The 26,303-nt window shown below is 58.2% G+C and carries 23 protein-coding genes; 18 read left to right on the top strand and 5 right to left on the bottom strand.

What is annotated here, in order from left to right:
• Window positions 1–36: 36 nt before the first annotated feature.
• Entirely contained in the window at window positions 37–774 is a 738-nt protein-coding gene (gene trmN / locus BWI95_RS00565) for a tRNA(1)(Val) (adenine(37)-N(6))-methyltransferase TrmN (RefSeq protein WP_054804440.1), read from the top strand.
• Here trmN and nadB read toward each other — a convergent pair.
• Entirely contained in the window at window positions 759–2,378 is a 1,620-nt protein-coding gene (gene nadB, locus BWI95_RS00560; protein ID WP_054804441.1) for an L-aspartate oxidase, read from the bottom strand. The genes trmN and nadB overlap by 16 nt on opposite strands.
• Before the next feature lie 416 nt (window positions 2,379–2,794).
• Here nadB and rpoE point away from each other — a divergent pair, with 416 nt between their 5' ends.
• The 11 genes from rpoE to acpS all read left to right on the top strand — a co-directional run bounded on the left by rpoE (window position 2,795) and on the right by acpS (window position 12,107).
• Window positions 2,795–3,370, top strand: a complete 576-nt coding sequence (rpoE, locus tag BWI95_RS00555; protein WP_042716751.1) for an RNA polymerase sigma factor RpoE — start codon at window positions 2,795–2,797, stop codon at window positions 3,368–3,370.
• 31 nt (window positions 3,371–3,401) lie between these two features.
• A complete protein-coding gene (gene rseA, locus BWI95_RS00550; protein WP_023481278.1) occupies window positions 3,402–4,052 on the top strand; it encodes an anti-sigma-E factor RseA in 651 nt (216 codons plus the stop codon).
• Entirely contained in the window at window positions 4,052–5,005 is a 954-nt protein-coding gene (gene rseB, locus BWI95_RS00545; RefSeq protein WP_023481233.1) for a sigma-E factor regulatory protein RseB, read from the top strand. The genes rseA and rseB overlap by 1 nt, the downstream gene beginning before the upstream one ends.
• Window positions 5,002–5,481: a SoxR-reducing system protein RseC gene (gene rseC, locus BWI95_RS00540; RefSeq protein ID WP_023481219.1), complete on the top strand. Its 480-nt coding sequence runs from the start codon at window positions 5,002–5,004 to the stop codon at window positions 5,479–5,481. Before rseB ends, rseC begins: the two co-directional genes overlap by 4 nt.
• A gap of 144 nt (window positions 5,482–5,625) precedes the next feature.
• The gene (gene lepA, locus BWI95_RS00535; RefSeq protein ID WP_023481268.1) at window positions 5,626–7,425 is read left to right on the top strand and encodes a translation elongation factor 4; all 1,800 of its coding nucleotides are present in this window, start codon (window positions 5,626–5,628) and stop codon (window positions 7,423–7,425) included.
• Between the two features lie 15 nt (window positions 7,426–7,440).
• Complete coding sequence (lepB, locus tag BWI95_RS00530; RefSeq protein ID WP_023481224.1) at window positions 7,441–8,415, top strand: signal peptidase I; 975 nt, start codon at window positions 7,441–7,443, stop codon at window positions 8,413–8,415.
• A gap of 208 nt (window positions 8,416–8,623) precedes the next feature.
• The gene (rnc, locus tag BWI95_RS00520) at window positions 8,624–9,304 is read left to right on the top strand and encodes a ribonuclease III (RefSeq protein WP_076768826.1); all 681 of its coding nucleotides are present in this window, start codon (window positions 8,624–8,626) and stop codon (window positions 9,302–9,304) included.
• Window positions 9,301–10,212, top strand: a complete 912-nt coding sequence (era, locus tag BWI95_RS00515; protein ID WP_054804444.1) for a GTPase Era — start codon at window positions 9,301–9,303, stop codon at window positions 10,210–10,212. Before rnc ends, era begins: the two co-directional genes overlap by 4 nt.
• Before the next feature lie 10 nt (window positions 10,213–10,222).
• On the top strand, window positions 10,223–10,930 hold the full coding sequence (gene recO / locus BWI95_RS00510; RefSeq protein WP_023481189.1) for a DNA repair protein RecO: 708 nt from the start codon (window positions 10,223–10,225) through the stop codon (window positions 10,928–10,930).
• 65 nt (window positions 10,931–10,995) lie between these two features.
• On the top strand, window positions 10,996–11,727 hold the full coding sequence (gene pdxJ / locus BWI95_RS00505; protein WP_054804447.1) for a pyridoxine 5'-phosphate synthase: 732 nt from the start codon (window positions 10,996–10,998) through the stop codon (window positions 11,725–11,727).
• Entirely contained in the window at window positions 11,727–12,107 is a 381-nt protein-coding gene (gene acpS, locus BWI95_RS00500; protein WP_054804448.1) for a holo-ACP synthase, read from the top strand. The genes pdxJ and acpS overlap by 1 nt, the downstream gene beginning before the upstream one ends.
• Here acpS and BWI95_RS00495 read toward each other — a convergent pair.
• The 3 genes from BWI95_RS00495 to BWI95_RS00485 form a co-directional block, all read right to left on the bottom strand.
• On the bottom strand, window positions 12,104–12,364 hold the full coding sequence (locus BWI95_RS00495; protein WP_042711614.1) for a YfhL family 4Fe-4S dicluster ferredoxin: 261 nt from the start codon (window positions 12,362–12,364) through the stop codon (window positions 12,104–12,106). The two genes, acpS and BWI95_RS00495, sit on opposite strands and share 4 nt — an antisense overlap.
• A 56-nt stretch (window positions 12,365–12,420) precedes the next feature.
• Window positions 12,421–13,269: a MurR/RpiR family transcriptional regulator gene (locus BWI95_RS00490; protein WP_023481181.1), complete on the bottom strand. Its 849-nt coding sequence runs from the start codon at window positions 13,267–13,269 to the stop codon at window positions 12,421–12,423.
• A gap of 135 nt (window positions 13,270–13,404) precedes the next feature.
• Window positions 13,405–14,661 carry an MFS transporter gene (locus tag BWI95_RS00485; RefSeq protein WP_076768825.1) on the bottom strand — a complete coding sequence of 419 codons (1,257 nt, stop codon included), beginning with the start codon at window positions 14,659–14,661 and terminating at the stop codon, window positions 13,405–13,407.
• A 166-nt stretch (window positions 14,662–14,827) separates the two neighbouring features.
• Between BWI95_RS00485 and yfhb the strand changes: the two genes are divergently transcribed.
• Both yfhb and tadA read left to right on the top strand, forming a co-directional pair.
• On the top strand, window positions 14,828–15,463 hold the full coding sequence (gene yfhb, locus BWI95_RS00480; RefSeq protein WP_034813854.1) for a phosphatidylglycerophosphatase C: 636 nt from the start codon (window positions 14,828–14,830) through the stop codon (window positions 15,461–15,463).
• A 60-nt stretch (window positions 15,464–15,523) separates the two neighbouring features.
• Complete coding sequence (tadA, locus tag BWI95_RS00475; protein WP_054804450.1) at window positions 15,524–16,018, top strand: tRNA adenosine(34) deaminase TadA; 495 nt, start codon at window positions 15,524–15,526, stop codon at window positions 16,016–16,018.
• 471 nt (window positions 16,019–16,489) lie between these two features.
• Here tadA and mltF read toward each other — a convergent pair whose 3' ends face one another.
• The gene (gene mltF / locus BWI95_RS00470; protein ID WP_076768824.1) at window positions 16,490–18,040 is read right to left on the bottom strand and encodes a membrane-bound lytic murein transglycosylase MltF; all 1,551 of its coding nucleotides are present in this window, start codon (window positions 18,038–18,040) and stop codon (window positions 16,490–16,492) included.
• Between the two features lie 301 nt (window positions 18,041–18,341).
• Between mltF and purL the strand changes: the two genes are divergently transcribed.
• The 4 genes from purL (at window position 18,342) to glrR (ending at window position 26,244) form a co-directional block, all read left to right on the top strand.
• Complete coding sequence (gene purL / locus BWI95_RS00465; RefSeq protein WP_415859163.1) at window positions 18,342–22,199, top strand: phosphoribosylformylglycinamidine synthase; 3,858 nt, start codon at window positions 18,342–18,344, stop codon at window positions 22,197–22,199.
• Between the two features lie 543 nt (window positions 22,200–22,742).
• Entirely contained in the window at window positions 22,743–24,179 is a 1,437-nt protein-coding gene (gene qseE / locus BWI95_RS00460; protein ID WP_034813851.1) for a two component system sensor histidine kinase QseE/GlrK, read from the top strand.
• The gene (gene qseG / locus BWI95_RS00455; protein WP_054803481.1) at window positions 24,176–24,910 is read left to right on the top strand and encodes a two-component system QseEF-associated lipoprotein QseG; all 735 of its coding nucleotides are present in this window, start codon (window positions 24,176–24,178) and stop codon (window positions 24,908–24,910) included. The genes qseE and qseG overlap by 4 nt, the downstream gene beginning before the upstream one ends.
• Entirely contained in the window at window positions 24,907–26,244 is a 1,338-nt protein-coding gene (glrR, locus tag BWI95_RS00450) for a two-component system response regulator GlrR (RefSeq protein ID WP_023481176.1), read from the top strand. Before qseG ends, glrR begins: the two co-directional genes overlap by 4 nt.
• The last annotated feature ends 59 nt before the right edge of the window (window positions 26,245–26,303 follow it).

Genomic DNA, 26,303 nt, shown 5'->3' with positions numbered 1-26,303 from the left:
TATGCTACAGCGGTTTTCCGTTTTGAGGTTGTAAAGATGTCTCAGCCAAAGGCTCAGCTTCGCCGCGATGGCTTCACGTTTAAATCATTTTTCGTCGCGCATGACCGCTGTGCCATGAAAGTCGGTACCGATGGTGTGATGTTAGGCGCCTGGGCACCGGTCTCCCGCGCCCGTCATATTCTCGATATTGGTAGCGGCAGCGGCTTACTGGCGCTAATGCTGGCGCAGCGTACCGCAAATGATGTAACCCTCGATGCGGTTGAGCTTGATGAGCAGGCGGCAGGGCAGGCGCAGGAGAACGTGCAGGCTTCTATGTGGGCCGATCGCATTCGCGTCCATTGCGCCGATATTCTCGCCTGGAGCCAGCAGAACACCACGCGTTTTGATCTCATCGTCAGTAATCCGCCCTACTTTGAAGAGGGCGTTAAGTGCGCCACGCCTGAGCGCGACCGCGCGCGCTACACCACCACCCTCGATCACCAGACGCTGCTGGAGATCGCCGCGACGCTTATCACCGAAGAGGGGTTTTTCTGTGTGGTACTGCCGGTTGAAACCTGTGAAGGCTTTAGTGAGAAAGCGCGACAGCTCGGCTGGCATTTGCGTCTTCGTACCGATGTCGCGGAGACAGAAGGGCGCCTGCCGCACCGCGTGCTGCTGGCCTTCTCGCCGCGACAGGGCGAGCTGTTTGCCGACAGGCTGGTGATCCGCGGCGCGGATCAGCGCTATTCAGAAAGCTTTAGCGCGCTGACCCAGACCTTCTATCTTTTTATGTAACTTTGCGGCGAGAGCACCGTTGGCCCAGATTCCGGCAACTGATGCGGGTAATCCAGCGTGTAGTGCAGGCCTCGGCTCTCTTTGCGCATCATTGCGCAGCGCACAATCAGCTCCGCCACCTGCACCAGGTTGCGCACTTCAAGCAGGTTATTTGACACGCGGAAGTGCGCGTAATACTCGTCAATTTCCTGCTGCAACAAGTTAATGCGCCGCAACGCCCGCTCAAGGCGTTTGGTGGTCCGCACGATCCCGACGTAATCCCACATAAATAGCCGTAGCTCATGCCAGTTATGTTGCAGGATCACCCGCTCATCGGCATCGTCGACACGGCTCTCATCCCACGCCGGTAACGCAGGCACGTTTTCGATGTCCGGCATACGGTGCGCAATATCTTCAGCGGCCGACCAGCCATAGACCAGACACTCCAGCAGTGAATTAGAGGCCATGCGATTAGCGCCATGCAGCCCGCTGTAGCTCACTTCGCCAACCGCATAGAGACCATCAACATCGGTACGGCCGCAATCGTCAATCATCACCCCGCCACAGGTGTAGTGTGCCGCTGGCACAATCGGCACCGGCTCTTTAGTCAGATCGATACCGAGGCCAAGCAGTTTCTCGTAGATCATCGGGAAGTGGTGGCGCACAAACTCAGGCGGTTTGTGGCTGATATCCAGGTACATGCACTCGACGCCGAGGCGTTTCATTTCATGGTCGATGGCGCGCGCCACTACATCACGCGGAGCGAGTTCGCCGCGCGGGTCGAAGTCCGGCATAAAGCGCGTGCCATCCGGGCGTTTCAGATGCGCGCCTTCGCCGCGTAACGCTTCCGTCAGCAGGAAATTGCGCGCCTGCGGGTGAAACAGTGCGGTGGGGTGAAACTGATTAAACTCCAGATTCGCCACCCGGCAACCCGCGCGCCAGGCCATGGCGATACCATCGCCGGAAGCGATATCGGGATTGGTGGTGTACTGATAGACCTTCGATGCGCCGCCGGTGGCCAGCACCACCGCTTTTGCGCGACAGGTCTCAACCTGCTCTTTATTACGATTCCACACCCATGCGCCAACTATCCGGCGCGCACCGGGCAGGCCAATCTTGTCGGAGATAATCAGGTCAACCGCATTGGTGCGCTCAAGCAGGCGAATATTGGGGTGGCTCATCGCCTGGCTCACCAGCGTGTTCTCCACCGCTTTGCCGGTGGCATCAGCGGCATGAAGGATCCGGCGATGGCTGTGCCCGCCTTCGCGGGTAAGGTGATAGCTGGCATCGCCGTTTTCACTCAGCTCGGTATCAAACATCACGCCCTGATCGATAAGCCACTGCACGCAGTGACGCGCATGGCTGGCGACAAACTCCGCCGCGTGGCGATCGACAATACCGGCACCGGCAATCAGGGTATCTTCGACATGAGAGGCGATGCTGTCCGTTTTATCAAACACCGCCGCAATACCGCCCTGAGCGTAGAGTGTCGACCCTTCGCTGACCGGCCCTTTGCTTAAAACGATAACGGAATGGTGCTCAGCCAGACGTAACGCAACGGAGAGACCCGCCGCACCGCTGCCAATCACCAGCACATCACAGGAGAGTTCAGGAGTTGTTTGCATAGTGTGTTTAATTTACTAAACAAGTGTTGCCCGAGAATAGCACCACCCGCACAGCAAATGCACATTTTTTTGTTTTGTGTATTAAGCACTAAACATGGTGGGTCTCGCAGCCTGGAGATAGAGGATAAAATCTAAGAAAAGGCTGTTTGTTTACTAAGGTGTATTAAGGATGAAAAAAAGCATTAGTGCGGTAATCTCTGGCGATCTTAAGGTCTTTTCTTTGAGAACAGGGTGCAGTTGGTCGGCAGACTTATAATGAGTGATAACGAAAGTTCTGCGTAACTCTGCACAAAAACAAAGGCGTGACGGAACTTTCTTACCGGTCTGCTCTCTAATTGGCTGCTTGCTCATAATGCAGTTTTGGAGTGGCGTTCTGGCTACGCGTGGAAATGGGTTTTGGGGAGACTTTACCTCGGATGAGCGAGCAGTTAACGGATCAGATTCTTGTTGAAAGGGTCCAGAAGGGAGATCAGAAAGCCTTTAACTTACTGGTGGTGCGCTATCAGCATAAAGTGGCGAGTCTGGTCTCTCGTTATGTCCCTTCAGGCGATGTGCCTGACGTAGCACAAGAGTCCTTTATTAAAGCCTATCGCGCGCTTGATTCTTTCAGGGGTGATAGCGCTTTTTATACCTGGCTCTACCGTATTGCTGTGAATACAGCGAAAAATTACCTGGTTGCTCAGGGGCGCAGGCCGCCATCCAGCGATGTGGATGCGAATGAAGCGGAAAACTTCGAAAGCGGCGGCGCGCTGAAAGAAATTTCGAACCCTGAGAACTTAATGTTGTCAGAAGAACTGCGACAAATCGTTTTCCGCACTATTGAGTCTCTCCCGGAAGATTTACGTATGGCAATTACGTTACGGGAGCTGGATGGCCTAAGCTATGAAGAGATAGCGGTCATCATGGATTGCCCGGTGGGTACAGTTCGTTCTCGTATCTTCCGTGCGCGGGAAGCCATTGATAATAAAGTTCAACCGCTTATCAGGCGTTGACGATAGCGGGATACTGGAAAAGGTATTAGGCATGCAGAAAGAAAAACTTTCCGCTTTAATGGATGGTGAGACCCTGGATAACGAACTGCTCAGTGAGCTGTCCCGTGATCCAGAAATGCAGCGAACCTGGGCGAGTTACCACCTCATCCGTGATTCAATGCGTGGTGATACTGCCGACCTGCTGCATTTCGATATCTCCGATCGGGTTATGGCCGCGATTGAGAGTGACGCCGTGCAGCCTGCGACGCCGCTTATCCCTGAAGCGCAGCCGGCACCACAGCAGTGGCAGAAGATGCCGTTCTGGCACAAAGTACGTCCGTGGGCGAGCCAGCTCACCCAGATGGGCGTTGCGGCATGCGTATCGTTAGCTGTCATTGTTGGCGTTCAGCACTATAATGGCCAGGCTGAATCTACCCAGCAGCCCGAAGCGCCAGTGTTTAACACACTGCCGATGATGGGCAAAGCCAGCCCGGTGAGCCTGGGTGTTCCGGCTGATGCGACGGCAAGTGCCGGTCAGCAGCAGCAGGTTCAGGAACAGCGTCGTCGCATCAATGCGATGCTGCAGGATTACGAACTGCAACGCCGCCTGCACGCTGAGCAGCTTCAGTTTGAACAGGCGCAGACTCAGCAGGCCGCTGTCCAGGTGCCAGGAAATCAAACCTTAGGAACGCAATCGCAGTAATGAAGCAACTTTGGTGTGCCCTCTCTTTTGTGGCTGCTGGTCTACTTTGCTCAACTAACGCCTCGGCTGATGTTTCATCCGGGGCGTTGTTACAGCAGATGAATGTAGCGAGCCAGTCTCTTAATTACGAACTCTCCTTTATCAGCATCAACAAACAGGGTGTCGAATCGCTGCGCTATCGCCATGCGCGTCTCGACAACCAGGCGCTTGCGCAGCTGCTGCAGATGGATGGCCCGCGCCGCGAAGTGGTGCAGCGCGGCAATGAGATCAGCTACTTCGAGCCAGGCCTTGAGCCCTTCACGCTCAACGGTAACTACATCGTCGATTCGCTGCCGTCGCTGGTCTATACCGACTTCAAACGTCTTTCGCCGTACTACGACTTTATCTCCGTCGGGCGCACACGCATTGCCGACAGGCTGTGTGAAGTGATCCGCGTCGTGGCGCGTGACGGTACGCGCTACAGCTACATTGTCTGGATGGACGAAGAGAGCCGGCTGCCGATGCGCGTCGATCTGCTCGATCGCGATGGCGAAACCCTTGAGCAGTTCCGCGTGATTGCGTTTAACGTCAACGGCCAGGTAAGCGACAGCATGCAAACGCTGGCGAAAGCGAGCCTGCCGCCGCTGCTCTCGGTGCCGACGGGCGACAAAGTGAACTTTAACTGGGTGCCGTCATGGCTGCCGCAGGGCTTCACCGAAGTTGCCAGCAGCCGCCGTCAGCTGCCGACCGTCGATGTGCCCGTCGAATCACGCCTCTACTCCGATGGATTGTTCAGCTTCTCGGTTAACATCAACCGTGCAAATCAGAACAGCAGCGACCAGATGCTGCGCACCGGTCGACGCACTGTCAGCACTACCGTGCGCGACAATGCCGAAATTACTATCGTGGGCGAGTTGCCGCCGCAAACGGCAAAACGCATTGCGGATAACGTCAAATTCAGGGCTGCGCAATGATTAAAGAGTGGGCAACCGTCGTCTCCTGGCAGCATGGCCAGGCGCTGGTCGAGTGTGACGTGAAAGCCTCATGCAGCAGCTGTGCCTCGCGCGCCGGCTGCGGCAGCCGCGTACTCAACAAGCTTGGCCCGCAAACTACGCACACCATCGCTGTACCCTGCGCTGAGCCGCTGGAGCCGGGGCAGAAAGTGGAGCTGGGTATTGCGGAGAGCAGCCTGCTTGGCTCTGCAGTATTAGTCTATATGACCCCTCTGCTTGGCCTGTTTGTAATGGGCGCACTGTTCCAGACGCTGTTCGGCAACGATATGGCGGCGTTTAGCGGCGCCGTGCTGGGCGGTATCGGCGGTTTTCTGCTGGCGCGTGGTCTCTCGCCAAAGCTCGCCACCCGTAGCGAATGGCAGCCAATAATCCTTAGCGTCGGCCTGCCGCCGAACCTTATTCGCGTCGATGACGCATCCGCTGAAAGCCGCCCCTGATCCTGCCTGTTACCGCTTACAAAGTGTGGGCGGTTTGAGCATTTCCCCGCGTTGTGGTTGTAGTGTAGAATGCGGCGTTTCAGTACATTGACGTCAGGCGCGAACAGGCCTCTTAGTTACTCGTAAGGCATAAAATCTCACTCTATGAAGAATATTCGTAACTTTTCGATCATCGCTCACATCGACCACGGTAAATCGACGCTGTCTGACCGTATTATTCAGATTTGCGGTGGTCTCTCCGATCGCGAAATGGCAGCCCAGGTGCTGGACTCCATGGATCTCGAGCGCGAACGCGGCATTACCATTAAAGCCCAGAGCGTGACGCTGGATTACAAAGCCACCGACGGCGAAACCTATCAGCTGAACTTTATCGACACCCCGGGCCACGTTGACTTCTCCTACGAAGTTTCCCGCTCGCTGGCCGCCTGTGAAGGTGCGCTGCTGGTGGTTGACGCAGGCCAGGGCGTGGAAGCGCAGACGCTGGCGAACTGCTACACCGCGATGGAGATGGATCTGGAAGTGGTGCCGGTCTTGAACAAAATCGACCTGCCGGCGGCCGATCCTGAGCGCGTGGCGGAAGAGATTGAAGATATCGTCGGCATCGACGCCACCGATGCGGTGCGCTGCTCGGCGAAAACCGGCGTTGGCGTACCGGATGTTCTTGAGCGCCTGGTGCGCGACATTCCGCCGCCGGAAGGCGATCCTGACGCTCCGCTGCAGGCGCTGATCATCGACTCCTGGTTCGATAACTACCTCGGCGTGGTCTCGCTGGTGCGTATCAAAAACGGCACCATGCGCAAAGGCGACAAAATCAAAGTGATGAGCACCGGCCAGGTCTATAACGCTGACCGCCTTGGTATCTTCACGCCGAAGCAGATCGACCGTACCGAACTGAAGTGCGGCGAAGTGGGCTGGTTAGTCTGCGCCATCAAAGACATTCTCGGCGCGCCGGTAGGGGATACCCTGACCGCTGCCCGCAATCCGGCAGACAAAGCGCTGCCCGGCTTTAAAAAGGTGAAACCGCAGGTTTACGCCGGTCTCTTCCCGGTCAGTTCCGACGACTACGAGAACTTCCGTGACGCCCTCGGCAAGCTGAGCCTTAACGATGCCTCCCTGTTCTACGAACCGGAAAGCTCCACCGCGCTCGGCTTCGGTTTCCGCTGCGGCTTCCTCGGCCTGCTGCATATGGAGATTATCCAGGAGCGTCTGGAGCGTGAATACGATCTTGACCTCATCACCACGGCACCAACCGTAGTGTATGAAGTGCAGACCACCAACAAAGAGGTGATCTACGTCGACAGCCCCTCCAAGCTGCCGCCGCTGAACAACATCGAAGAGCTGCGCGAGCCGATCGCCGAGTGTCATATGCTGCTGCCGCAGGAGTTCCTCGGTAACGTCATTACCCTCTGCATCGAGAAACGCGGTGTGCAGACCAACATGGTTTACCACGGTAAACAGGTGGCGCTGACCTACGAAATCCCGATGGCAGAAGTGGTGCTCGACTTCTTCGACCGTCTGAAGTCCACCTCGCGCGGCTACGCCTCGCTGGATTACAACTTCAAACGCTTCCAGGCCTCCAACATGGTGCGCGTTGACGTGCTGATCAACGGCGATCGCGTCGATGCGCTGGCGCTGATCACCCACAACGATAACGCGCCGTATCGCGGTCGCGAGCTGGTCGAGAAGATGAAAGAGCTGATCCCGCGTCAGCAGTTTGATATCGCGATTCAGGCGGCGATTGGCAACCACATCATTGCCCGCTCAACCGTGAAACAGCTGCGTAAAAACGTGCTGGCGAAGTGCTATGGCGGTGACGTCAGCCGTAAGAAGAAGCTGTTGCAGAAACAGAAAGACGGTAAGAAACGCATGAAGCAGGTTGGTAACGTTGAGCTGCCGCAGGAAGCGTTCCTCGCCATTCTCCATGTTGGCAAAGAGAGCAAATAACCTAAAGGAGTTGGCATGGCGAACATGTTTGCCCTGATCCTGGTGATCGCGACGCTGGTGACAGGTTTTTTATGGTGCCTGGATAAGTTTATTTTTGCACCGAAACGCCGGGAGCGTCAGGCCGCTGCGCAGGCAGCGACGGGCGATGCGCTTGATGCGAAGACGCTGAAAAAAGTTGGCCCGAAACCGGGCTGGCTGGAGACGGGGGCTTCGGTTTTCCCGGTGCTGGCGATTGTGCTGGTGGTGCGTTCATTTATCTATGAACCCTTCCAGATCCCGTCAGGCTCGATGATGCCAACGCTTTTGATCGGCGATTTTATTCTGGTGGAGAAGTTTGCCTACGGCATTAAAGATCCTATCTACCAGAAAACGCTGATCGAAACCGGTCATCCGAAACGTGGCGACATCGCGGTGTTTAAATATCCGGACGATCCACGCCTCGATTACATCAAGCGCGTGGTCGGCCTGCCGGGCGATAAAGTGAGCTACGATCCGGTGACGAAACAGGTTACCGTGCAGCCAAATTGCAGTTCCGGCCAGGCGTGCGGCAATGCGCTGCCTGTCACCTACAGCAATGTGGAAGAGAGCGATTTTGTGCAGACCTTTGGCCGTCGTAACGGCGGCGAAGCGAGCAGCGGCTTCTTCCAGATGGCGAAAGGGCAGAGCATGGCAGACGGCGTGCGTCTCACCGAGCGTAAAGAGACGCTGGGCGACGTCACGCACCGTATTCTCAACGTGCCCATCGCGCAGGATCAGCTCGGTATTTACTACCGTCAGCAGAACCAGCCGCTGGCCACCTGGATTGTGCCGCCGGGTCACTACTTCATGATGGGTGACAACCGCGATAACAGCGCAGACAGCCGCTACTGGGGCTTTGTGCCGGAAGCGAATCTGGTTGGCCGCGCGACGGCAATCTGGATGAGTTTCGAGAAACAGGAAGGTGAATGGCCGACAGGCGTGCGCCTGAATCGTATCGGCGGAATTCATTGATTCAGCGGGGCGTAATTATTCTTGTTGCGCCCCGAATTATTTCCAGGATTATTCCCTTCTTACTAACGACATCCCTCCTCGTTGCGTATAGAATATTCCCCCGAAGTTTAAGGCTGGCCCTCCGGGTGCCACAGCACACGAAACCGCGTTGGTTCTTCAGGTCGGTTTCGTGTGCTGCATTGTTGACGCATTTATTTATTGGTAACGCATGAACCCCATCGTAATTAATCGGCTTCAGCGGAAGCTGGGCTACACTTTTCAACATCACGATCTGTTGCAGCAGGCTTTAACTCACCGCAGCGCCAGTAGCAAACATAACGAGCGTCTCGAATTTCTCGGCGACTCGATTTTAAGTTTTGTGATCGCCAATGCCCTCTATCACCGTTTTCCACGCGTGGATGAAGGGGATATGAGCCGCATGCGCGCGACGCTGGTACGCGGCAATACGCTGGCGGAAATCGCCCGCGAATTTGAGCTGGGCGAGTGCCTGCGTCTCGGGCCGGGTGAGTTGAAAAGCGGCGGCTTTCGCCGTGAATCGATTTTAGCGGATACCGTAGAGGCATTGATCGGCGGCGTGTTCCTGGATAGTGACATCCAGACCGTTGAGCAATTGATCCTCAGCTGGTATCAGACACGCCTCGACGAAATCAGTCCTGGCGATAAACAAAAAGATCCGAAAACGCGCCTGCAGGAGTTCTTGCAGGGTCGCCATCTGCCGCTGCCCTCCTATCTGGTGGTGCAGGTGCGTGGCGAAGCGCACGATCAGGAATTTACTATCCACTGCCAGGTCAGCGGCCTGAGCGAACCGGTGGTTGGCACGGGTTCCAGCCGTCGCAAGGCGGAGCAGGCTGCCGCCGAACAGGCGCTGAAAAAACTGGAGTTGGAATGAGCACTGAAACTGAAAACACCTACTGCGGATTTATCGCCATCGTTGGACGTCCCAACGTCGGCAAATCCACACTGCTGAACAAGCTGCTCGGGCAGAAGATCTCGATCACCTCCCGTAAAGCGCAAACCACGCGCCACCGTATCGTCGGCATCCATACCGAAGGGGCTTATCAGGCGGTCTACGTCGATACCCCGGGTCTGCATATGGAAGAGAAGCGCGCCATCAACCGCCTGATGAACAAAGCGGCCAGCAGCTCTATCGGCGACGTTGAGCTGGTGATCTTCGTCGTTGAAGGCACACGCTGGACGGCGGATGACGAAATGGTGTTGAACAAGTTGCGTGATGCCCGTGCACCGGTGATCCTTGCGGTGAACAAAGTGGACAACGTGCAGGAGAAGGCGGATCTGCTGCCGCACCTGCAGTTCCTGGCAAGCCAGATGAACTTCCTCGATATCGTGCCGCTCTCTGCGGAAACCGGCATGAACGTTGATACCATCGCCAGCGTCGTGCGCAAGCATCTGCCAGAAGCGATTCACCACTTCCCGGAAGATTACGTCACTGACCGCTCGCAGCGCTTTATGGCCTCTGAAATCATCCGCGAAAAGCTGATGCGTTTCCTTGGCGCAGAACTGCCGTACTCGGTCACCGTAGAGATCGAGCGCTTTATTACCAACGAGCGCGGCGGGTATGACATCAACGGCCTGATCCTCGTTGAGCGCGAAGGGCAGAAGAAGATGGTGATTGGCAACAAAGGCGCCAAAATCAAAACCATCGGTATCGAAGCCCGTAAAGATATGGAAGAGATGTTCGAAGCCAAAGTTCACCTTGAACTGTGGGTCAAAGTGAAATCGGGCTGGGCCGATGACGAGCGCGCGCTGCGCAGTCTCGGTTATGTCGACGATCTCTGAGTAACACCGGATGGAGGGATGGCAGCGTGCCTTCGTTCTTCATAGCCGTCCCTGGAGCGAAACCAGCTTAATGCTGGACGTCTTCACGGAAGAGTCCGGTCGTGTGCGCCTGGTTGCTAAAGGCGCACGCTCCAAACGTTCCAACCTCAAAGGCGCTTTGCAGCCCTTTACCCCTCTGCTGGTGCGCTTTGGCGGGCGTGGTGAAGTCAAAACCCTGCGCAGTGCCGAAGCGGTCTCGCTGGCGCTGCCGTTAAGCGGCATCACCCTCTACAGCGGTCTCTACGTCAATGAACTCATCTCCCGCGTGCTGGAGCATGAGACGCGCTTCTCCGAACTCTTTTTTGATTATCTGCACTGTATCCAGGCGCTGGCTGGCGTAAGTGGTTCGCCGGAGCCGGTGCTGCGCCGCTTTGAGCTGGCGCTGCTTGGCCATCTCGGTTACGGCGTCGATTTTCTGCACTGTGCGGGCAGCGGCGAGGCGGTGGAGGATGGCATGACCTATCGCTACCGCGAAGAGAAGGGCTTTATCGCCAGCGTCGTGGTCGACAACACCACCTTCACCGGGCGACACTTACGCGCGCTCTCCGAGCGGGAGTTTCCGGACAGCGACACGCTGCGTGCCGCAAAGCGCTTTACCCGCATCGCCCTGAAGCCGTATCTTGGAGGCAAGCCGCTCAAAAGCCGGGAGTTATTCCGGCAGTTTGTGCCTAAGCGCTAGCGGCAGGATCACAGACCAGGCGGGGCGAAGACCGCGCCGGAAATTTTGCGAAACTGAGGATTGTCATGGCTGAATTACTGTTGGGCGTAAACATCGATCACATTGCCACTCTGCGCAACGCGCGCGGCACCGCTTACCCGGATCCGGTGCAGGCGGCGTTTATCGCCGAGCAGGCAGGTGCCGATGGGATTACCGTCCATCTGCGTGAAGATCGTCGCCATATTACCGACAGAGATGTGCGTATCCTGCGCCAGACGCTGCACACGCGCATGAACCTTGAAATGGCTGTTACCGACGAGATGCTGGCGATCGCCTGCGAAACGAAGCCGCACTTCTGCTGTCTGGTGCCGGAAAAGCGCCAGGAAGTGACCACTGAAGGCGGGCTGGATGTGGCCGGTCAGCGCGACAAAATGCGCGATGCCTGCCAGCGCCTTGCGCAGGCGGGTATTCTGGTATCGCTGTTTATTGATGCCGACAACGCGCAGATCAAAGCCGCGGCAGAAGTGGGCGCGCCCTATATTGAAATCCACACCGGCTGTTACGCTGATGCTGAAAACGAGGCCGCGCAGGCGAAAGAGCTGGAGCGCATCGCCAACGCCGCGACCTATGCCGCCAGCCTCGGGCTGAAAGTCAATGCCGGTCACGGTCTGACCTACCACAACGTTAAAGCGATCGCCGCGCTGCCAGAGATGCACGAGCTGAATATTGGTCATGCCATTATTGGCCGTGCGGTGATGAGTGGCCTGAAAGAGGCGGTGGCGGAGATGAAACGTTTGATGCTGGAAGCGCGCGCATAATGGCTATCTTAGGACTGGGCACAGATATCGTTGAGATCGCACGCATTGAAGCGGTGGTCGCCCGCAGCGGCGATCGGCTGGCGAAGCGCGTGCTCAGCCCTAATGAATGGGCGCTCTACGAGGCGCACCAGCAGCCGGTGCGCTTTCTCGCCAAACGCTTTGCGGTGAAAGAGGCGGCGGCAAAGGCGCTCGGCACCGGCATTCGCAACGGCCTCGCATTCAATCAATTCGAAGTGTTCAATGATGAGCTTGGGAAACCGAGCCTGCGCCTGTGGGGTGAAGCTGAGCAGCTGGCAGAGCGGATGGGCGTGCGTTCTGTGCACGTCACGCTGGCGGATGAACGCCACTACGCTTGTGCGACGGTGATTATCGAGAGTTAGATTTTGTCAGAGTGGTGCAGCAGCACGAATTTATCCCACAGCTGCTCTTCGCTCTCTTGATGTGCCGGATCTTTCAGGATGGTATTGGGGATCGGGCACACTTTCTGGCAGGTCGGCGTATCGTAATGGCCCACGCACTCGGTGCAGCGGTCGCTGTTAATCTCATAAATGCTCTCGCCGAGCGAAATCGCCTCATTCGGGCACTCCGGCTCGCACATATCGCAGTTGATGCATTTTTTGGTAATTAACAGCGCCATCAGGAAATTCTCAGAAACAACACAAACAGGGCGGGCATTATACGATGATTGCCTGCTCAAACCAGTTTTTTTACCAGCTCCTCGCTGTGGCGAATACGCTCCGGGGCATGCTCCAGATCCTGCTGAACCAGCGCCATAAAGAGCAGATCCGTCAGCATCATCTGGGCGCTGGTGGAGGAGATCGCCGCGCTGCGCGTTGCCTGCTCTTCCGCAATGGTGTAGAGCGAATGGGTCGCGCGCTGCTGTAATGCATTGGGGGTAAAACCGGTGATCGCGAGGATCTTTGCTCCGACGCGTAACGCTTCGTCAGCCGCCAGATTGATCTCGCGGCGTTCGCCCGAGTAGGAGACCGGCAGCAGCAGATCGCCCGGCTCCAGCGCCTGCACCGCCGCCAGCAGCGCGTGCATATCCTGTTCGACAATGGCGTTCAGGCCAATCTTCATCAGCTTCCAGCCAAAATTGCGCGCCACCAGGCCCGACGCGCCGATACCGGTCAGCACGATGCGCCGCGATTCGCGCAGCAGGCGCACGCTCTCCAGCAGCTTCTCTTCGCTGTTCACATCCAGCGAGGCGTGCATCGCGCTCTGATACTCTTTAATCAGCTTCTCGCCGACCACGCGCAGGGCGTCATCGCCGCGAATTTTATTATGCACCGGTACGGAGTAGGGGTTGGGGTTGCTGGCCAGCGCTTCGCTGATCGCCAGCTTCATTGCCGGGAAGCCTTTGAACTCCATCTTCTGCGCGAATTTCACCACGCTCGACTGGCTGACACCCGCTTCCGCCGCCAGCTGCTGCGAGCTTAAATGGCGGGCGCGATCGGGGTTTTCGAGCAGAAATTCCGCCAGCTTTTTATCACTCTGCGCAAGGCCGGGATAGCGCTGGCGAATGCGGATCAAACAGTTCATACGATCTCCGGGGTGTTCACGTAACTCACTGCCTGGTGTATTACGCGGATGAATTAACTATTCCATCCATGGGCGGTGATTATGAATTAAAAATTCTGGCAGCACAAAGTTTCTCCGTGCGGGGTTTGATAGCGATCAACTGGAGAGGCCAGAGCCACTCGCTTTCACCTGTGGCGCGCTCTCAAGACGGCGGATTGCGGGCACCAGACCCGCGCCAATACAGGCGAGGATCACCACCAGCGCCGAGGTGGTTAACACCGTTTCGCTGCCAAAATGCATCGCCAGCGGCCCGGCTGCCAGTTCGCCCACCGGAATGGCAATAAACGATCCCATCGCATCCCAGGCGTAGACCCGCGCCAGCTTCTCCGCCGGGATGTGCGTTTGCAGCGACTGCGCCCACGCCACGCCGAAAAGGCCGAAGACGATCCCGGCGCAAAAGAATGCTGCCATCAGCCAGTGTGCCGGTGCCGCCTGGCCGAGCAGCCAGGTAGGCACGGCGCAGAACGCCATCAGCACCACGCCGATAAAGAGATCGCGTTTAGGCCGCCAGCGCAACGCAAGGAACGAGCCGACAATCAGGCCTATACTCTGCGCGGCGATAATCAGCCCCCACTGGGTTCGCCCAAAAGCGCTGTCGGCAATCACCGGGCCGAGCACCATCACAATTCCGCTGAAAGCGGCGTTAATAAGGGTGAACTGCACCACCACCGACCAGACCCAGGGACGGCTGGCAAACTCTTTCCAGCCGTCGCGCAGATCCTGCAGGATATTGCTGGCCGCCTCTGCGGCCTTAATGGTACCGACGCGAATCGCGTAATAGAGCGGTGCCGAGGCGGCAAAGCCGAGCGCATCAATGGCCAGCCCCCAGCCGGGGCCGACCGCACTGGTCAGGATCCCGCCGAGCGAGGCACCGATGACCGTCCCGCTGTAAATCCCAAGCTGCAGCAGTGCGTTCGCTTCGCGGCGCAGGTGAACGGGCACGGTTTGCGGTACCAGCGCCGAGGAGGCGGGAAGGGCAATGCCCGCCGCCGCGCCATTCAGCGTGCCAAGCAGGGCGAGCAACATGACGCTGGCTGAGCCATCAAGCACCAGCCAGGCGACCGCCCCCTGTGAGAGGGCGGCGACAAGAGAGGAGAGCACCATCACGCGGCTACGGGAGTAGCGATCCGCCAGCACGCCGCCAATCAATAAAAACGCGACGTTAAACAGCGAGCGTGCCGCCACTACAAGGCCAAGATCGGCCGCCGAGCCGCCAATATCGAGCACCGCGAAAGCCAGCGCGATCGGCGCGATACCGTTGCCCAGCACGGTAAGCAGGCGGGCGGAAAAGAGGTAGCGAAAGGCTGGGATCTGTAAGGCGCGTCGCGGCGTTGTGCGGGGTGCTGGAGTCATTGTCACCTGTATTAAGTAGGGGAGAAAACGTGTGGCGCGTATTATTGCAGGTATTGATAACAGGCTGTTACCGGAAAAGTGAGGATCTATCTGTTAGGCTAGTTGTAGTGTAATCGCCAAACGGAGCGTCCCGGCGATGGAGCGTTAACCCACAGAGGAATATCTTTTGGCTACCAGTGAACGCCGCGTTGTATTTTTTGACCTTGATGGAACATTACATCAGCAGGATATGTTCGGCACCTTTTTGCGTTATCTGCTGCGACATCATCCGCTCAATGCGCTGCTTGTGCTGCCGCTGTTACCGGTGATTGGTGCCGGGCTGCTGATAAAGGGCCGCGCCGCGCGATGGCCGATGAGCCTGCTGTTATGGGGCTGCACCTTTGGTCACAGCGAGCGCCATCTCAACGCCCTGCAGCAGAAATTCGCCGACTGGTTCCGCGGGCACGTCACGGCCTTTCCGGTGGTGCAGACGCGGTTAACCAACTATCTGGCCGCCTCGGATGCGGATATCTGGCTCATCACCGGCTCGCCGCAGTCGCTGGTTGAGCAGGTCTATTTCGACACGCCCTGGCTGCCGCGCGTCAATGTCATCGCCAGCCAGATGACCCGCGGCTACGGCGGTTGGGTGCTGACTCTGCGCTGCCTCGGGCATGAGAAAGTCGCGCAATTAGAGCGCAAAATCGGTACGCCGCTGCGTCTCTACAGCGGCTACAGCGACAGTAAACAGGACAACCCGTTGCTCTACTTCTGCCAGCACCGCTGGCGCGTTACGCGCCGTGGCGAACTGCAACAGCTTGAGTAGTGTCGAACGTATTAGGGGTGTGTATAATGCGCCCCGCCTGAATTACTGGAGTTTATACCTTTGTCCAATCCCGAACTGACTCACGAACACTGGATGCGTTATGCGCTGACGCTGGCGAAGCGCGCCTGGGAAGAGGGCGAAGTGCCCGTGGGCGCAGTGCTGGTGCATAACAACCAGGTGATTGGCGAAGGGTGGAACCGCCCGATTGGCCGTCACGATCCCACCGCGCACGCGGAGATTATGGCGCTGCGCCAGGGCGGGCTGGTGCTGCAAAACTACCGGCTGATCGACACCACGCTCTATGTCACGCTGGAGCCCTGCGTGATGTGCGCGGGCGCAATGGTGCATAGCCGCATCGGGCAACTGGTGTTTGGCGCGCGTGATGCGAAAACCGGCGCGGCAGGGTCGTTGATGGATGTGCTCCATCATCCGGGTATGAATCACCGGATCGAGTTTACCGAAGGCGTGCTGCGCGATGAGTGCGCCGCGATGTTAAGCGGTTTCTTCCGCCAGCGTCGGCTGGAGAAGAAAGCCCTGAAAACCGGCAACGCCTGATAGCGGCTCCGCCTTATCAGGCCTACGGGAGCGGTTACAGTTGGTCGGGGTTTTGTAGGCCGGATAAGCGCAGCGCCATCCGGCGGGCAGTGCCTGATGGCGGCTTCGCCTTATCAGGCCTACGGGTGAGGTTACAGTTGGTCGGGGTTTTGTAGGCCGGATAAGCACAGCGCCATCCGGCGGGCAATGCCTGATGGCGGCTCCGCCTTATCAGGCCTACAGAAGTGGTTACAGTTGCTCGGGGTTTTGTAGGCCGGGTAAGCGCAGCGCCATCCGGCGGGCAGTGCCTGATGGCGACTCCGCCTTATCAGGCCTACAGGGTAGTGCGCCTGGTTTTGTAGGCCGGATAAGCGCAGCGCCATCCGGCGGGCAATGCCTGATGGCGGCTCCGCCTTATCAGGCCTACGGGAATGGTTACAGTGGGTCGGGGTTTTGTAGGCCGGGTAAGCGCAGCGCCATCCGGCAACTTAATCAGCGGTTCACTTTCAGTTGCAGCGTATCCTGCGGTAAAACCGAATGGTGACCAAACGCCTCGTCGACGGTCAGCGCGCTGAAGGGCAAGACGCCATAGGTAGGCTGATCAAGCTCGGCGCTCGACACCGCCGGGTAGCTCTGCGCCAGTTTGAGCGTTGTGGCGAGCGCCTTCTCTTTCTCCAGCAGATAACCCACCAGGCTAATCTCATATTTGCGGATATTTTCCACGTAGGCATACGCCTGATACCCGCGGGCATAGCCGTAGCGTAATTTGCTGTAGTAGGCCTTCTGGCTTAACAGCGGCAGGCGCTGTTTCACATCGGCCCAGCTATCCGGATTGCCTTTGGTCTTCACCGTCAGCGCACGGGCATCAAGCATATGCGCATAACCCATGTTGTAGGCCGCCAGCGCATACCAGATCTTCTCATCCTGCGGCACGCTATCCGGCACTTTGCTCATCATATCCTGCAAGTAGCGCGCGCCGCCGCTGATGCTCTGCTCGGCATCGGTTCTGTCGCTCAGCCCGAGGCTCTGCGCCGTATTGCGGGTCAACATCATTAGCCCGCGCACGCCCGTCGGGGAGGTGGCCTGCGTGTCCCAATGGGACTCCTGATAGGAAATTGCCGCTAACAGCTTCCAGTCGATCTGCTGCGCATACTTCTCAAACAGCGGCTGCAACTCTGGCAGCACGCTATCAACGGCGCGTAAAAAGGCGCGGGTATCAACATAATCAAAGCCATCGCCATGCCCGAGATACTTCTCTTCGAGCCTCGCGAGGATCCCCTCGCCATTAATGGTGTTGAAGAAATCGAGCATCGCCGCCGAGAGCGTATTGTCGTCGTCGCGCTTGCTAAACCAGGTGACGGGTTGTTCATCAGAGATATCGAGCGCCACCGCCAGCTCCGGGTGAACGCGCTGGAAGAGGCTGATCGCCACCGAATCGGCGACGGTATAACTCAGTTTGCCGTCGACCACTTGCTGAAGCAGGGAGGTAGTGCCGAGTTTTTCATCCACCTTCCAGCTGAGATTGGGGTACTTCTTCTCTTTTATCTCGCGCAGATCGTCCAGCGCGACATGTCCAGGCGCAATGGTCAACTGGCTCTGATTCACTTCCGCCAGCGTACGTGGGCGATAGCTGCCGACGCGATAGACAAGTTGTTGAGAAACGGAGTAGTAGACCGGCCCGGTCTGGTAGCTTTTGACGCGCTCATTGTTATAGACCAGCCCGGCGGCGAGCATATCGGCGTTGTCGTGATCGAGGTCGTCAAACAGCTGGCTGATGTTCTGGCGCACGGTGATTTTAAGCTTCACGCCGAGGTAGTCGGCAAACTGTTGCGCCAGTTCGTAATCGAGGCCGTAATTTTTGCCGTTGATAGAGGTGAAAGTAAGCGGCGTCGAAATGGTACTGACGCGCAGCTCCCCGCGCGCCTGGATAGCCGCGATGCGGTTATCGGCTTTGCCAAACCAGGGGACTGATGGCCACAGCGCCGCTGCCAGCAGCAGGGTGACAATGCCGATGAGCAGATAATTAATCTGAAATCTTTTCAAGGAGTTAATTCTCTGCGCCGTACTTTGCCTCAAAAGGTTTTCGCAATCACAGCAAGGGGATTGCTGCTGATTTAGCGGCATTCTGCGTAACTAAACGGCAGTTGGCAACAAATTACAGCATTCGGCCACAGCTATTGCTAAAAATCGCCGCCGTTTTTTATTTCCACGCAAACGGTTTCGTCGCGCGTCAGGATTCTCTATAATGACGCCCGTTTTCCCTGGTGCACACTTTAAGCGTCCCCGACGCTTCGTAATCGAAGACGAGAGACTTATGATGGAAATTCTGCGTGGTTCGCCTGCCCTGTCCGCATTCCGTATTAACAAACTGCTGGCGCGGTTTCAGGCCACCAACCTGCCGGTGAGCAATATTTATGCCGAATATACTCACTTTGCCGACCTCAACGCGGCGCTCACCGAAGAAGAGTACGCCCGGCTCCAGCGCCTGCTGAAATATGGCCCAAGCCTTAGCAGCCACACCCCAACCGGAAAATTACTGCTCGTCACTCCTCGTCCCGGCACCATCTCTCCCTGGTCATCCAAAGCTACCGACATCGCCCACAACTGCGGTCTGGAAAAGATCAACCGCCTTGAGCGCGGCGTGGCGTACTACGTTGAAGCCGCCAGCCTGACCGACGCCCAGTGGCAAGAGGTGGCTGCGCAGCTGCATGACCGCATGATGGAGAGCGTATTTAACGCTGAAGCGGACGCCGCGCGCCTGTTTGAACACCACCAGCCCGCGCCGGTACAGAGCGTGGATCTGCTGGGCGAAGGCCGTCAGGCGCTGATCGATGCCAACCTGCGTCTCGGGCTGGCGCTGGCGGAAGATGAGATCGATTACCTGCACGATGCCTTTACGCGCCTGGGGCGCAACCCGAACGATATCGAACTCTATATGTTCGCCCAGGCGAACTCGGAGCACTGCCGTCACAAAATCTTCAACGCCGACTGGGTGATTGACGGGCAGCCGCAGCCGAAGTCGCTGTTCAAAATGATTAAAAACACCTTCGAGAAGACGCCGGACTTTGTGCTCTCTGCCTACAAAGATAACGCGGCAGTGATGGAAGGTTCCGCGGTTGGTCGTTTCTACGCCGATCGCGCTGAAGGTCGCTACGATTTCCACCAGGAGCCGACCCATATTTTGATGAAGGTGGAGACGCACAACCACCCGACCGCCATTTCACCGTGGCCGGGCGCGGCAACCGGCTCCGGCGGCGAGATCCGCGATGAGGGCGCGACCGGGCGCGGCGCGAAGCCGAAAGCGGGCCTGGTCGGCTTCTCCGTCTCCAACCTGCGTATTCCCGGCTTTGAGCAGCCGTGGGAAGAGGATTTCGGCAAGCCGGAGCGCATCGTTACCGCGCTCGATATCATGACCGACGGCCCGCTGGGCGGCGCGGCATTCAACAACGAATTTGGCCGTCCGGCGCTGAATGGCTACTTCCGTACCTATGAAGAGAAGGTCAACAGCCACAACGGCGAAGAGCTGCGCGGCTACCACAAGCCGATCATGCTGGCAGGCGGGATCGGCAACATCCGTGAAGATCATGTGCAGAAAGGCGAGATCGTGGTTGGTGCCAAGCTGATCGTGCTCGGCGGCCCGGCAATGAATATCGGTCTGGGCGGCGGCGCGGCCTCGTCAATGGCATCCGGTCAGTCCGATGCCGATCTCGACTTCGCCTCGGTGCAGCGCGATAACCCGGAGATGGAGCGTCGTTGCCAGGAGGTGATTGACCGCTGCTGGCAGCTGGGCGAAGCCAACCCGATCCTCTTTATTCACGATGTCGGCGCGGGCGGTCTCTCAAACGCCATGCCGGAGCTGGTGAGCGATGGCGGTCGCGGCGGCCGTTTCGAGCTGCGCGATATTCTGAGCGACGAACCGGGCATGAGCCCGCTGGAGATCTGGTGTAACGAATCCCAGGAGCGTTACGTGCTGGCGGTGGCGGCGGATCAACTGCCGCTGTTCGACGAACTCTGCCGCCGCGAGCGCGCGCCTTATGCGGTGATTGGCGACGCGACCGAAGAGCAGCACTTAACGCTGAACGACAGCCACTTCGACAACCAGCCAATCGATATGCCGCTGGATGTGCTGCTTGGCAAGACGCCGAAGATGACGCGCGATGTGGCGACGCGCCAGGCGACCGGCGACAGCTTCAACACTCACGGTATTACCGTGGCTGACGCGGTAAACCGCGTGCTGCACCTGCCGACCGTGGCGGAGAAAACCTTCCTTGTCACCATCGGCGACCGTACGGTTACCGGCATGGTGGCGCGTGACCAGATGGTTGGTCCGTGGCAGATCCCGGTTGCCAACTGCGCGGTCACCACCGCCAGCCTGGATAGCTACTACGGCGAAGCGATGGCGCTCGGCGAACGCGCGCCGGTCGCGCTGCTCGACTTTGCCGCCTCGGCGCGGCTGGCAGTCGGCGAAGCGCTGACTAACATCGCGGCGACGCATATCGGCGATATCAAACGCATCAAACTCTCCGCCAACTGGATGGCCGCAGCTGGTCACCCGGGTGAAGACGCTGGTCTCTATGCGGCGGTGAAAGCGGTGGGCGAAGAGCTCTGTCCGGCGCTCGGTCTGACTATTCCGGTGGGTAAAGACTCGATGTCGATGAAGACCCGCTGGCAGGAGGGGAGCGAGCAGCGCGAAATGACGTCGCCGCTGTCGCTGGTGATCACCGCCTTTGCCCGCGTTGAAGATGTGCGCCACACCGTGACGCCGCAGCTTTCAACCGACGACAACGCCCTGCTGTTAATCGATCTCGGCAAGGGCAGCAACGCGCTCGGCGCAACGGCGCTGGCGCAGGTTTACCGCCAGCTGGGCGACAAACCTGCGGATGTGCGTAACGTCGAGCAGCTGAAAGGCTTCTACGACGCGATTCAGGCGCTGGTGGCAGAGAGAAAACTGCTGGCCTACCACGACCGCTCCGACGGCGGCCTGCTGGTGACGCTGGCAGAGATGGCCTTTACCGGCCACTGCGGCGTGAATGTCGATATCGCCGCGCTGGGCAACGATCGTCTGGCGTCGCTGTTTAATGAAGAGCTGGGCGCGGTGATTCAGGTGCGCGCAGCCGACCGCGAGGCGGTTGAGAGCGTGCTGGCGGCCTACGGTTTAAGCGATGTTGTGCACTATCTTGGCCGTGCGGTCGAAGGCGATCGCTTTGTGATTGAAGCGGACGGTCAGCCGGTGTTCAGTGAAAGCCGCACCACGCTGCGTATGTGGTGGGCGGAAACCACCTGGCAGATGCAGCGCCTGCGCGATAACCCGGAGTGCGCGGATCAGGAGCACGAGGCGAAAGCCAACGACAACGATCCGGGCCTCAACGTCAAACTGACGTTTGATATCAATGACGATATCGCGGCACCGTTTATTGCCACCGGCGCGCGGCCGAAAGTGGCCGTGCTGCGTGAGCAGGGCGTCAACTCCCACGTTGAGATGGCGGCGGCGTTCCACCGCGCCGGGTTTGACGCAGTTGATGTCCACATGAGCGATCTGCTGGCCGGGCGCAGCGGGCTGGATAATGTCCACGCGCTGGTCGCCTGCGGCGGCTTCTCTTATGGCGACGTGCTGGGCGCGGGCGAAGGCTGGGCGAAATCGATCCTCTTTAATGAGCGCGTACGCGACGAGTTTGAAACCTTTTTCCACCGTCCGCAAACCCTGGCGCTGGGTGTCTGTAACGGCTGCCAGATGATGTCGAACCTGCGTGAGCTGATTCCGGGCAGCGAACTGTGGCCGCGTTTTGTGCGTAACCACTCCGATCGCTTCGAGGCGCGTTTCAGCCTGGTGGAAGTAACGCAAAGCCCGTCACTGCTGCTCAATGGCATGGTCGGGTCGCATATGCCTATCGCCGTATCGCACGGTGAAGGGCGTGTCGAAGTGCGTGACGCCGCCCATCTGGCACAGCTCGAAAGCAAAGGGCTGGTGGCGCTGCGCTATGTCGATAACAGCGGCAGCGTGACCGAGCACTACCCGGCGAACCCGAACGGCTCGCCGAACGGTATCACCGCGGTGACCAGCGAAAGCGGGCGCGTCACCATTATGATGCCGCACCCGGAGCGTGTTTTCCGTACCGTTGCCAACTCCTGGCACCCGGAAAACTGGGGCGAAGACAGCCCGTGGATGCGTATCTTCCGCAACGCGCGCAAGCAGCTCGGCTAAGCTCGTAAAGCAGTAAAACAGGCCCTCTTCCTTAACCGGGAAGGGGGCTTTTTTGATCAGGCGCTAAAAGTGTCGGCTTTTCCCGACATCAGAGGATTATCACTGTCTCTAAAAGGAGACATTTATCTGTTTGATTTTAATGGTGATAATTTATGGGCTGATGGAGTGTTGCTAAATAGCGACAGAGCGATGAAATGTTGCGCACTTCACAAAAGCCGAAAATAATAATAAATATGATGATAATCAATGCATTAAAATAATGCGTGGCAACTTGGCATAATACGTGCATAATTATAGCCAGTGGCTCATTCACCCTCTTATGTCAGCCCCTTCGGGACGCGCTACATAAACCTTCGAATGACGCACTTAAAGGTGCCTGCCGTCCACCTGCTGATAATTGCGTAGCTTTATCAGACCTCGGGCGAAACGTCGAGTTAGGCACCGCCTAATTACATAACAAAGCCGGGCTTTTGCCCGGCTTTGTTGTTCTTTACCCCGTCACTCAGCTAGCATCTCTGTACCTTATCCTGCGAGAGTACCGCCTTGAAACGCTGGCCCGCTTTTCCCCGCTCCTTACGCCAACTGGTTATGATGGCGTTCCTGCTTATTTTACTGCCGCTGCTGGTGTTAGCCTGGCAAGCCTGGCAGAGCCTCAATGCGCTCAGTGCCCAGGCACTGCTGACCAACCGCACGACGCTGATTGACGCCCGCCGCAGTGAAGCGATGACCAACGCCGCGCTGGAGATGGAGCGCAGCTACCGCCAGTACTGCGTGCTGGATGACGCTACCCTTGAGCGGGTCTACCAGAATCAGCGCAAGCGCTACAGCGAGATGCTGGAGGCCCATGCCGGTGTTTTACCCGATGACCGACTCTACCAGGCGCTGCGCCAGGATCTGAACGATCTCGCCCAGTTGCAGTGCGCCAACAGCGGCCCCTCACCTGCCGCCTCTGCGCAGCTGGAGGCGTTTGCGGCGGCGAATACGGAGATGGTGCAGTCGACCCGCGCCGTGGTCTTCTCGCGCGGGCAGCAGCTCCAGCTGGAGATCGCCGAGCGCGGTCAGTTCTTCGGCTGGCAGGCGCTGGTGCTCTTTTTAGTCAGCCTGGCGCTGATGCTGCTCTTTACCCGCATGATTATCGGCCCGGTTAAAGGCATTGAGCGGATGATTAACCGGCTGGGGGAGGGGCGGCCACTGGCGCAAAGCGTGGTGTTTAGCGGCCCACGCGAGCTGCGCTACGTCGGCGAGCGTATTATCTGGCTGAGCGAACGGCTGGCGTGGCTTGAGTCGCAGCGCCACCAATTTTTACGCCATATCTCCCATGAGCTGAAAACGCCGCTTGCCAGCATGCGTGAAGGGACCGAACTGCTTGCTGACCAGGTGGTCGGGCCGCTTTCGCCGGAGCAGAAAGAGGTGGTTGAGATCCTCGATGCCAGCAGCCGTAACCTGCAAAAATTGATTGAGCAACTGCTTGATTACAACCGCAAGCTGGCCGGTGGCTCCGTCGAGCTGGAAGCGGTGGAGCTGGCACCGCTGGTGGAGATGGTGCTCTCCGCGCACAGCCTGCCAGCGCGAGCTAAAATGATGCATACCGAAATCGCGCTCGATGCGACGACCTGCCAGGCAGAGCCGATGCTGCTGATGAGCGTGCTGGATAATCTTTACTCCAACGCGGTGCACTATGGGGCTGAATCCGGTACCATTCGTCTCCACAGTTATAGTACCGGCGCACGGTTGCGCATTGACGTAGCGAATACCGGCACCCCAATCCCAGAGGCGGAGCGCGAGATGATTTTTGAGCCCTTCTTTCAGGGAAGCCACCAACGCAAAGGCGCGGTGAAAGGCAGCGGGCTGGGGTTGAGCATCGCCAGAGACTGTATCCGCAGAATGCAGGGTGAACTGCATCTGGTGACGGACAGCAAGGACGATGTCTGTTTCCGTATTGAGCTACCGCTTGTCGCGCCGGAAAAATCAACGCAATGAATATAAATCTGGTGAGTATGTCGCATCTCTTTTCCCGCGTGGTCAACGCGATGACACAGCAATCGGGCTGGCTGCGCGCGCTTCCTTGCCTGCTGCTGGCAGGCTGCGTGACGCAAACGCCGCCAAGCGCCATTCATGACAATAAAAAACCGCAGCTTCCCGATCGCCAACTGGCCGACTTTTTATTAACGGATTGCAACGATATCTGGACACTGTCGGGGCAGAGTGTCGACAGCAACCCGCTGTTCTGGCTGCGCGGCATGGATTGCGCCCAGCGCTTGTCGCCCGCAGCGGCGCGTGCGGAAGCGCGTGCATGGTCCGATAACACCTGGCAGGCGACATTGCGCCGCGGTATTTTGCTCTCGAATGCCAAAATTACCCCCCTTGAGCGCCGTGACTATACCGATCGTCTCGATGCCTTAAGCCCGTCGATCCCGGCGCAGGTGCGCCCGCTGTTTGAGCTCTGGCGCGATGGCGAAAAAGCACAGTTGCAACTAGCCGAAGAGCGCAGCCGCTACACAAAATTGCAGCAGTCCGCCGACAGCGAGCTCGACAAACTGCGTGCCCAGCAGCAATCCCTGCATGAACAGCTTGATACCACCACCCGCAAGCTGGAAAACCTTACCGACATTGAACGGCGTCTCTCCATTCGCAAACCGGCGCCTGCCGATATGCCGGACAGCGCGCATCCGGCGAAAAGCGATACCGATCAGCAGGAGGCGAAACCATGACCAATCGCAAACCGGCGCATCTGTTGCTGGTGGATGACGATCCGGGCCTGCTGAAGCTGCTCGGGCTGCGCCTGACCAGCGAAGGCTACAGCATTGTTACCGCCGAAAGCGGGCAGGAGGGGTTACGCATTCTCGCGCGTGAGAAGGTCGATCTGGTGATAAGCGACCTGCGCATGGATGAGATGGATGGCATGCAGCTCTTCGCCGAGATCCAGCGCCTGCAGCCGGGCATGCCGGTAATTATTCTCACCGCGCACGGCTCGATCCCCGATGCCGTTGCCGCCACGCAGCAGGGCGTCTTCAGCTTTCTCACCAAGCCGGTGGATAAAGACGCGCTCTACAAGGCAATCGATGATGCGCTGGAGCACAGCGGCTCCGCCAGCGACGATCAGTGGCGTGAAACCATTGTCACCCGCAGCCCACTGATGTTGCGCCTGCTTGAACAGGCGCGGATGGTGGCGCAGTCCGACGTCAGCGTGCTGATTAACGGCCAGAGCGGCACCGGTAAAGAGGTGCTGGCGCAGGCGATCCACAACGCCAGCCCGCGCAGTAAAAACGCCTTTATCGCCATCAACTGCGGCGCGCTGCCGGAGCAGCTGCTGGAATCGGAACTCTTCGGTCACGCGCGTGGGGCTTTTACCGGCGCGGTAAGCAGCCGGGAAGGGCTGTTCCAGGCGGCAGAGGGCGGGACGCTGTTTCTTGATGAGATTGGCGATATGCCGATCCCGTTACAGGTCAAACTGCTGCGCGTGTTACAGGAGCGCAAGGTGCGCCCGCTCGGCAGCAACCGCGATATCGATATCAATGTGCGCATTATTTCAGCGACGCACCGCGATCTGCCAAAAGCGATGGCGCGCGGCGAGTTTCGTGAAGATCTCTACTATCGTCTGAACGTGGTCAGCCTGAAGATCCCGGCGCTGGCGGAGCGCGCGGAGGATATTCCGCTGCTTGCCAACCACCTGCTGCGCCAGTCTGCGGACCGCCATAAGCCGTTTGTGCGCGCCTTTTCCACCGATGCGATGAAGCGGTTAATGACCGCCAGCTGGCCCGGTAACGTGCGCCAACTGGTGAACGTGATTGAGCAGTGCGTGGCGCTCACCTCGTCGCCGGTGATCAGCGACGCGCTGGTCGAGCAGGCGCTGGAAGGGGAGAACACCGCGCTGCCGACCTTTGTCGAAGCGCGTAACCAGTTTGAACTCAACTACCTGCGCAAGCTGCTGCAAATCACCAAAGGCAACGTGACGCACGCCGCGCGGATGGCGGGGCGCAACCGCACCGAGTTTTACAAACTCCTCTCCCGCCATGAACTGGATGCCAATGACTTTAAAGAGTAAAGGCGAAATGATTATGGTACTGTGAGCAACCGATTACGATGCAGCAGACTGGCAAGAGC

The sequence above is a fragment of the Kosakonia cowanii JCM 10956 = DSM 18146 genome, from assembly GCF_001975225.1.
GTDB classification, from domain to species: domain Bacteria; phylum Pseudomonadota; class Gammaproteobacteria; order Enterobacterales; family Enterobacteriaceae; genus Kosakonia; species Kosakonia cowanii.
This window is presented reverse-complemented; position numbering and strand designations above follow the sequence as displayed.

Bases quoted from the DNA above. Each gene is read 5' to 3' on its own strand.
- qseG (WP_054803481.1), top strand. From the start codon at position 24,176: ATGAATATAAATCTGGTGAGTATGTCGCATCTCTTTTCCCGCGTGGTC.
- lepA (WP_023481268.1), top strand. From the start codon at position 5,626: ATGAAGAATATTCGTAACTTTTCGATCATCGCTCACATCGACCACGGT.
- rnc (WP_076768826.1), top strand. From the start codon at position 8,624: ATGAACCCCATCGTAATTAATCGGCTTCAGCGGAAGCTGGGCTACACT.
- rseC (WP_023481219.1), top strand. From the start codon at position 5,002: ATGATTAAAGAGTGGGCAACCGTCGTCTCCTGGCAGCATGGCCAGGCG.
- rpoE (WP_042716751.1), top strand. From the start codon at position 2,795: ATGAGCGAGCAGTTAACGGATCAGATTCTTGTTGAAAGGGTCCAGAAG.
- lepB (WP_023481224.1), top strand. From the start codon at position 7,441: ATGGCGAACATGTTTGCCCTGATCCTGGTGATCGCGACGCTGGTGACA.
- rseA (WP_023481278.1), top strand. From the start codon at position 3,402: ATGCAGAAAGAAAAACTTTCCGCTTTAATGGATGGTGAGACCCTGGAT.
- trmN (WP_054804440.1), top strand. From the start codon at position 37: ATGTCTCAGCCAAAGGCTCAGCTTCGCCGCGATGGCTTCACGTTTAAA.
- BWI95_RS00495 (WP_042711614.1), bottom strand. From the start codon at position 12,364: ATGGCGCTGTTAATTACCAAAAAATGCATCAACTGCGATATGTGCGAG.
- rseB (WP_023481233.1), top strand. From the start codon at position 4,052: ATGAAGCAACTTTGGTGTGCCCTCTCTTTTGTGGCTGCTGGTCTACTT.
- recO (WP_023481189.1), top strand. From the start codon at position 10,223: ATGGAGGGATGGCAGCGTGCCTTCGTTCTTCATAGCCGTCCCTGGAGC.
- nadB (WP_054804441.1), bottom strand. From the start codon at position 2,378: ATGCAAACAACTCCTGAACTCTCCTGTGATGTGCTGGTGATTGGCAGC.
- pdxJ (WP_054804447.1), top strand. From the start codon at position 10,996: ATGGCTGAATTACTGTTGGGCGTAAACATCGATCACATTGCCACTCTG.
- era (WP_054804444.1), top strand. From the start codon at position 9,301: ATGAGCACTGAAACTGAAAACACCTACTGCGGATTTATCGCCATCGTT.
- BWI95_RS00485 (WP_076768825.1), bottom strand. From the start codon at position 14,661: ATGACTCCAGCACCCCGCACAACGCCGCGACGCGCCTTACAGATCCCA.
- acpS (WP_054804448.1), top strand. From the start codon at position 11,727: ATGGCTATCTTAGGACTGGGCACAGATATCGTTGAGATCGCACGCATT.
- BWI95_RS00490 (WP_023481181.1), bottom strand. From the start codon at position 13,269: ATGAACTGTTTGATCCGCATTCGCCAGCGCTATCCCGGCCTTGCGCAG.
- glrR (WP_023481176.1), top strand. From the start codon at position 24,907: ATGACCAATCGCAAACCGGCGCATCTGTTGCTGGTGGATGACGATCCG.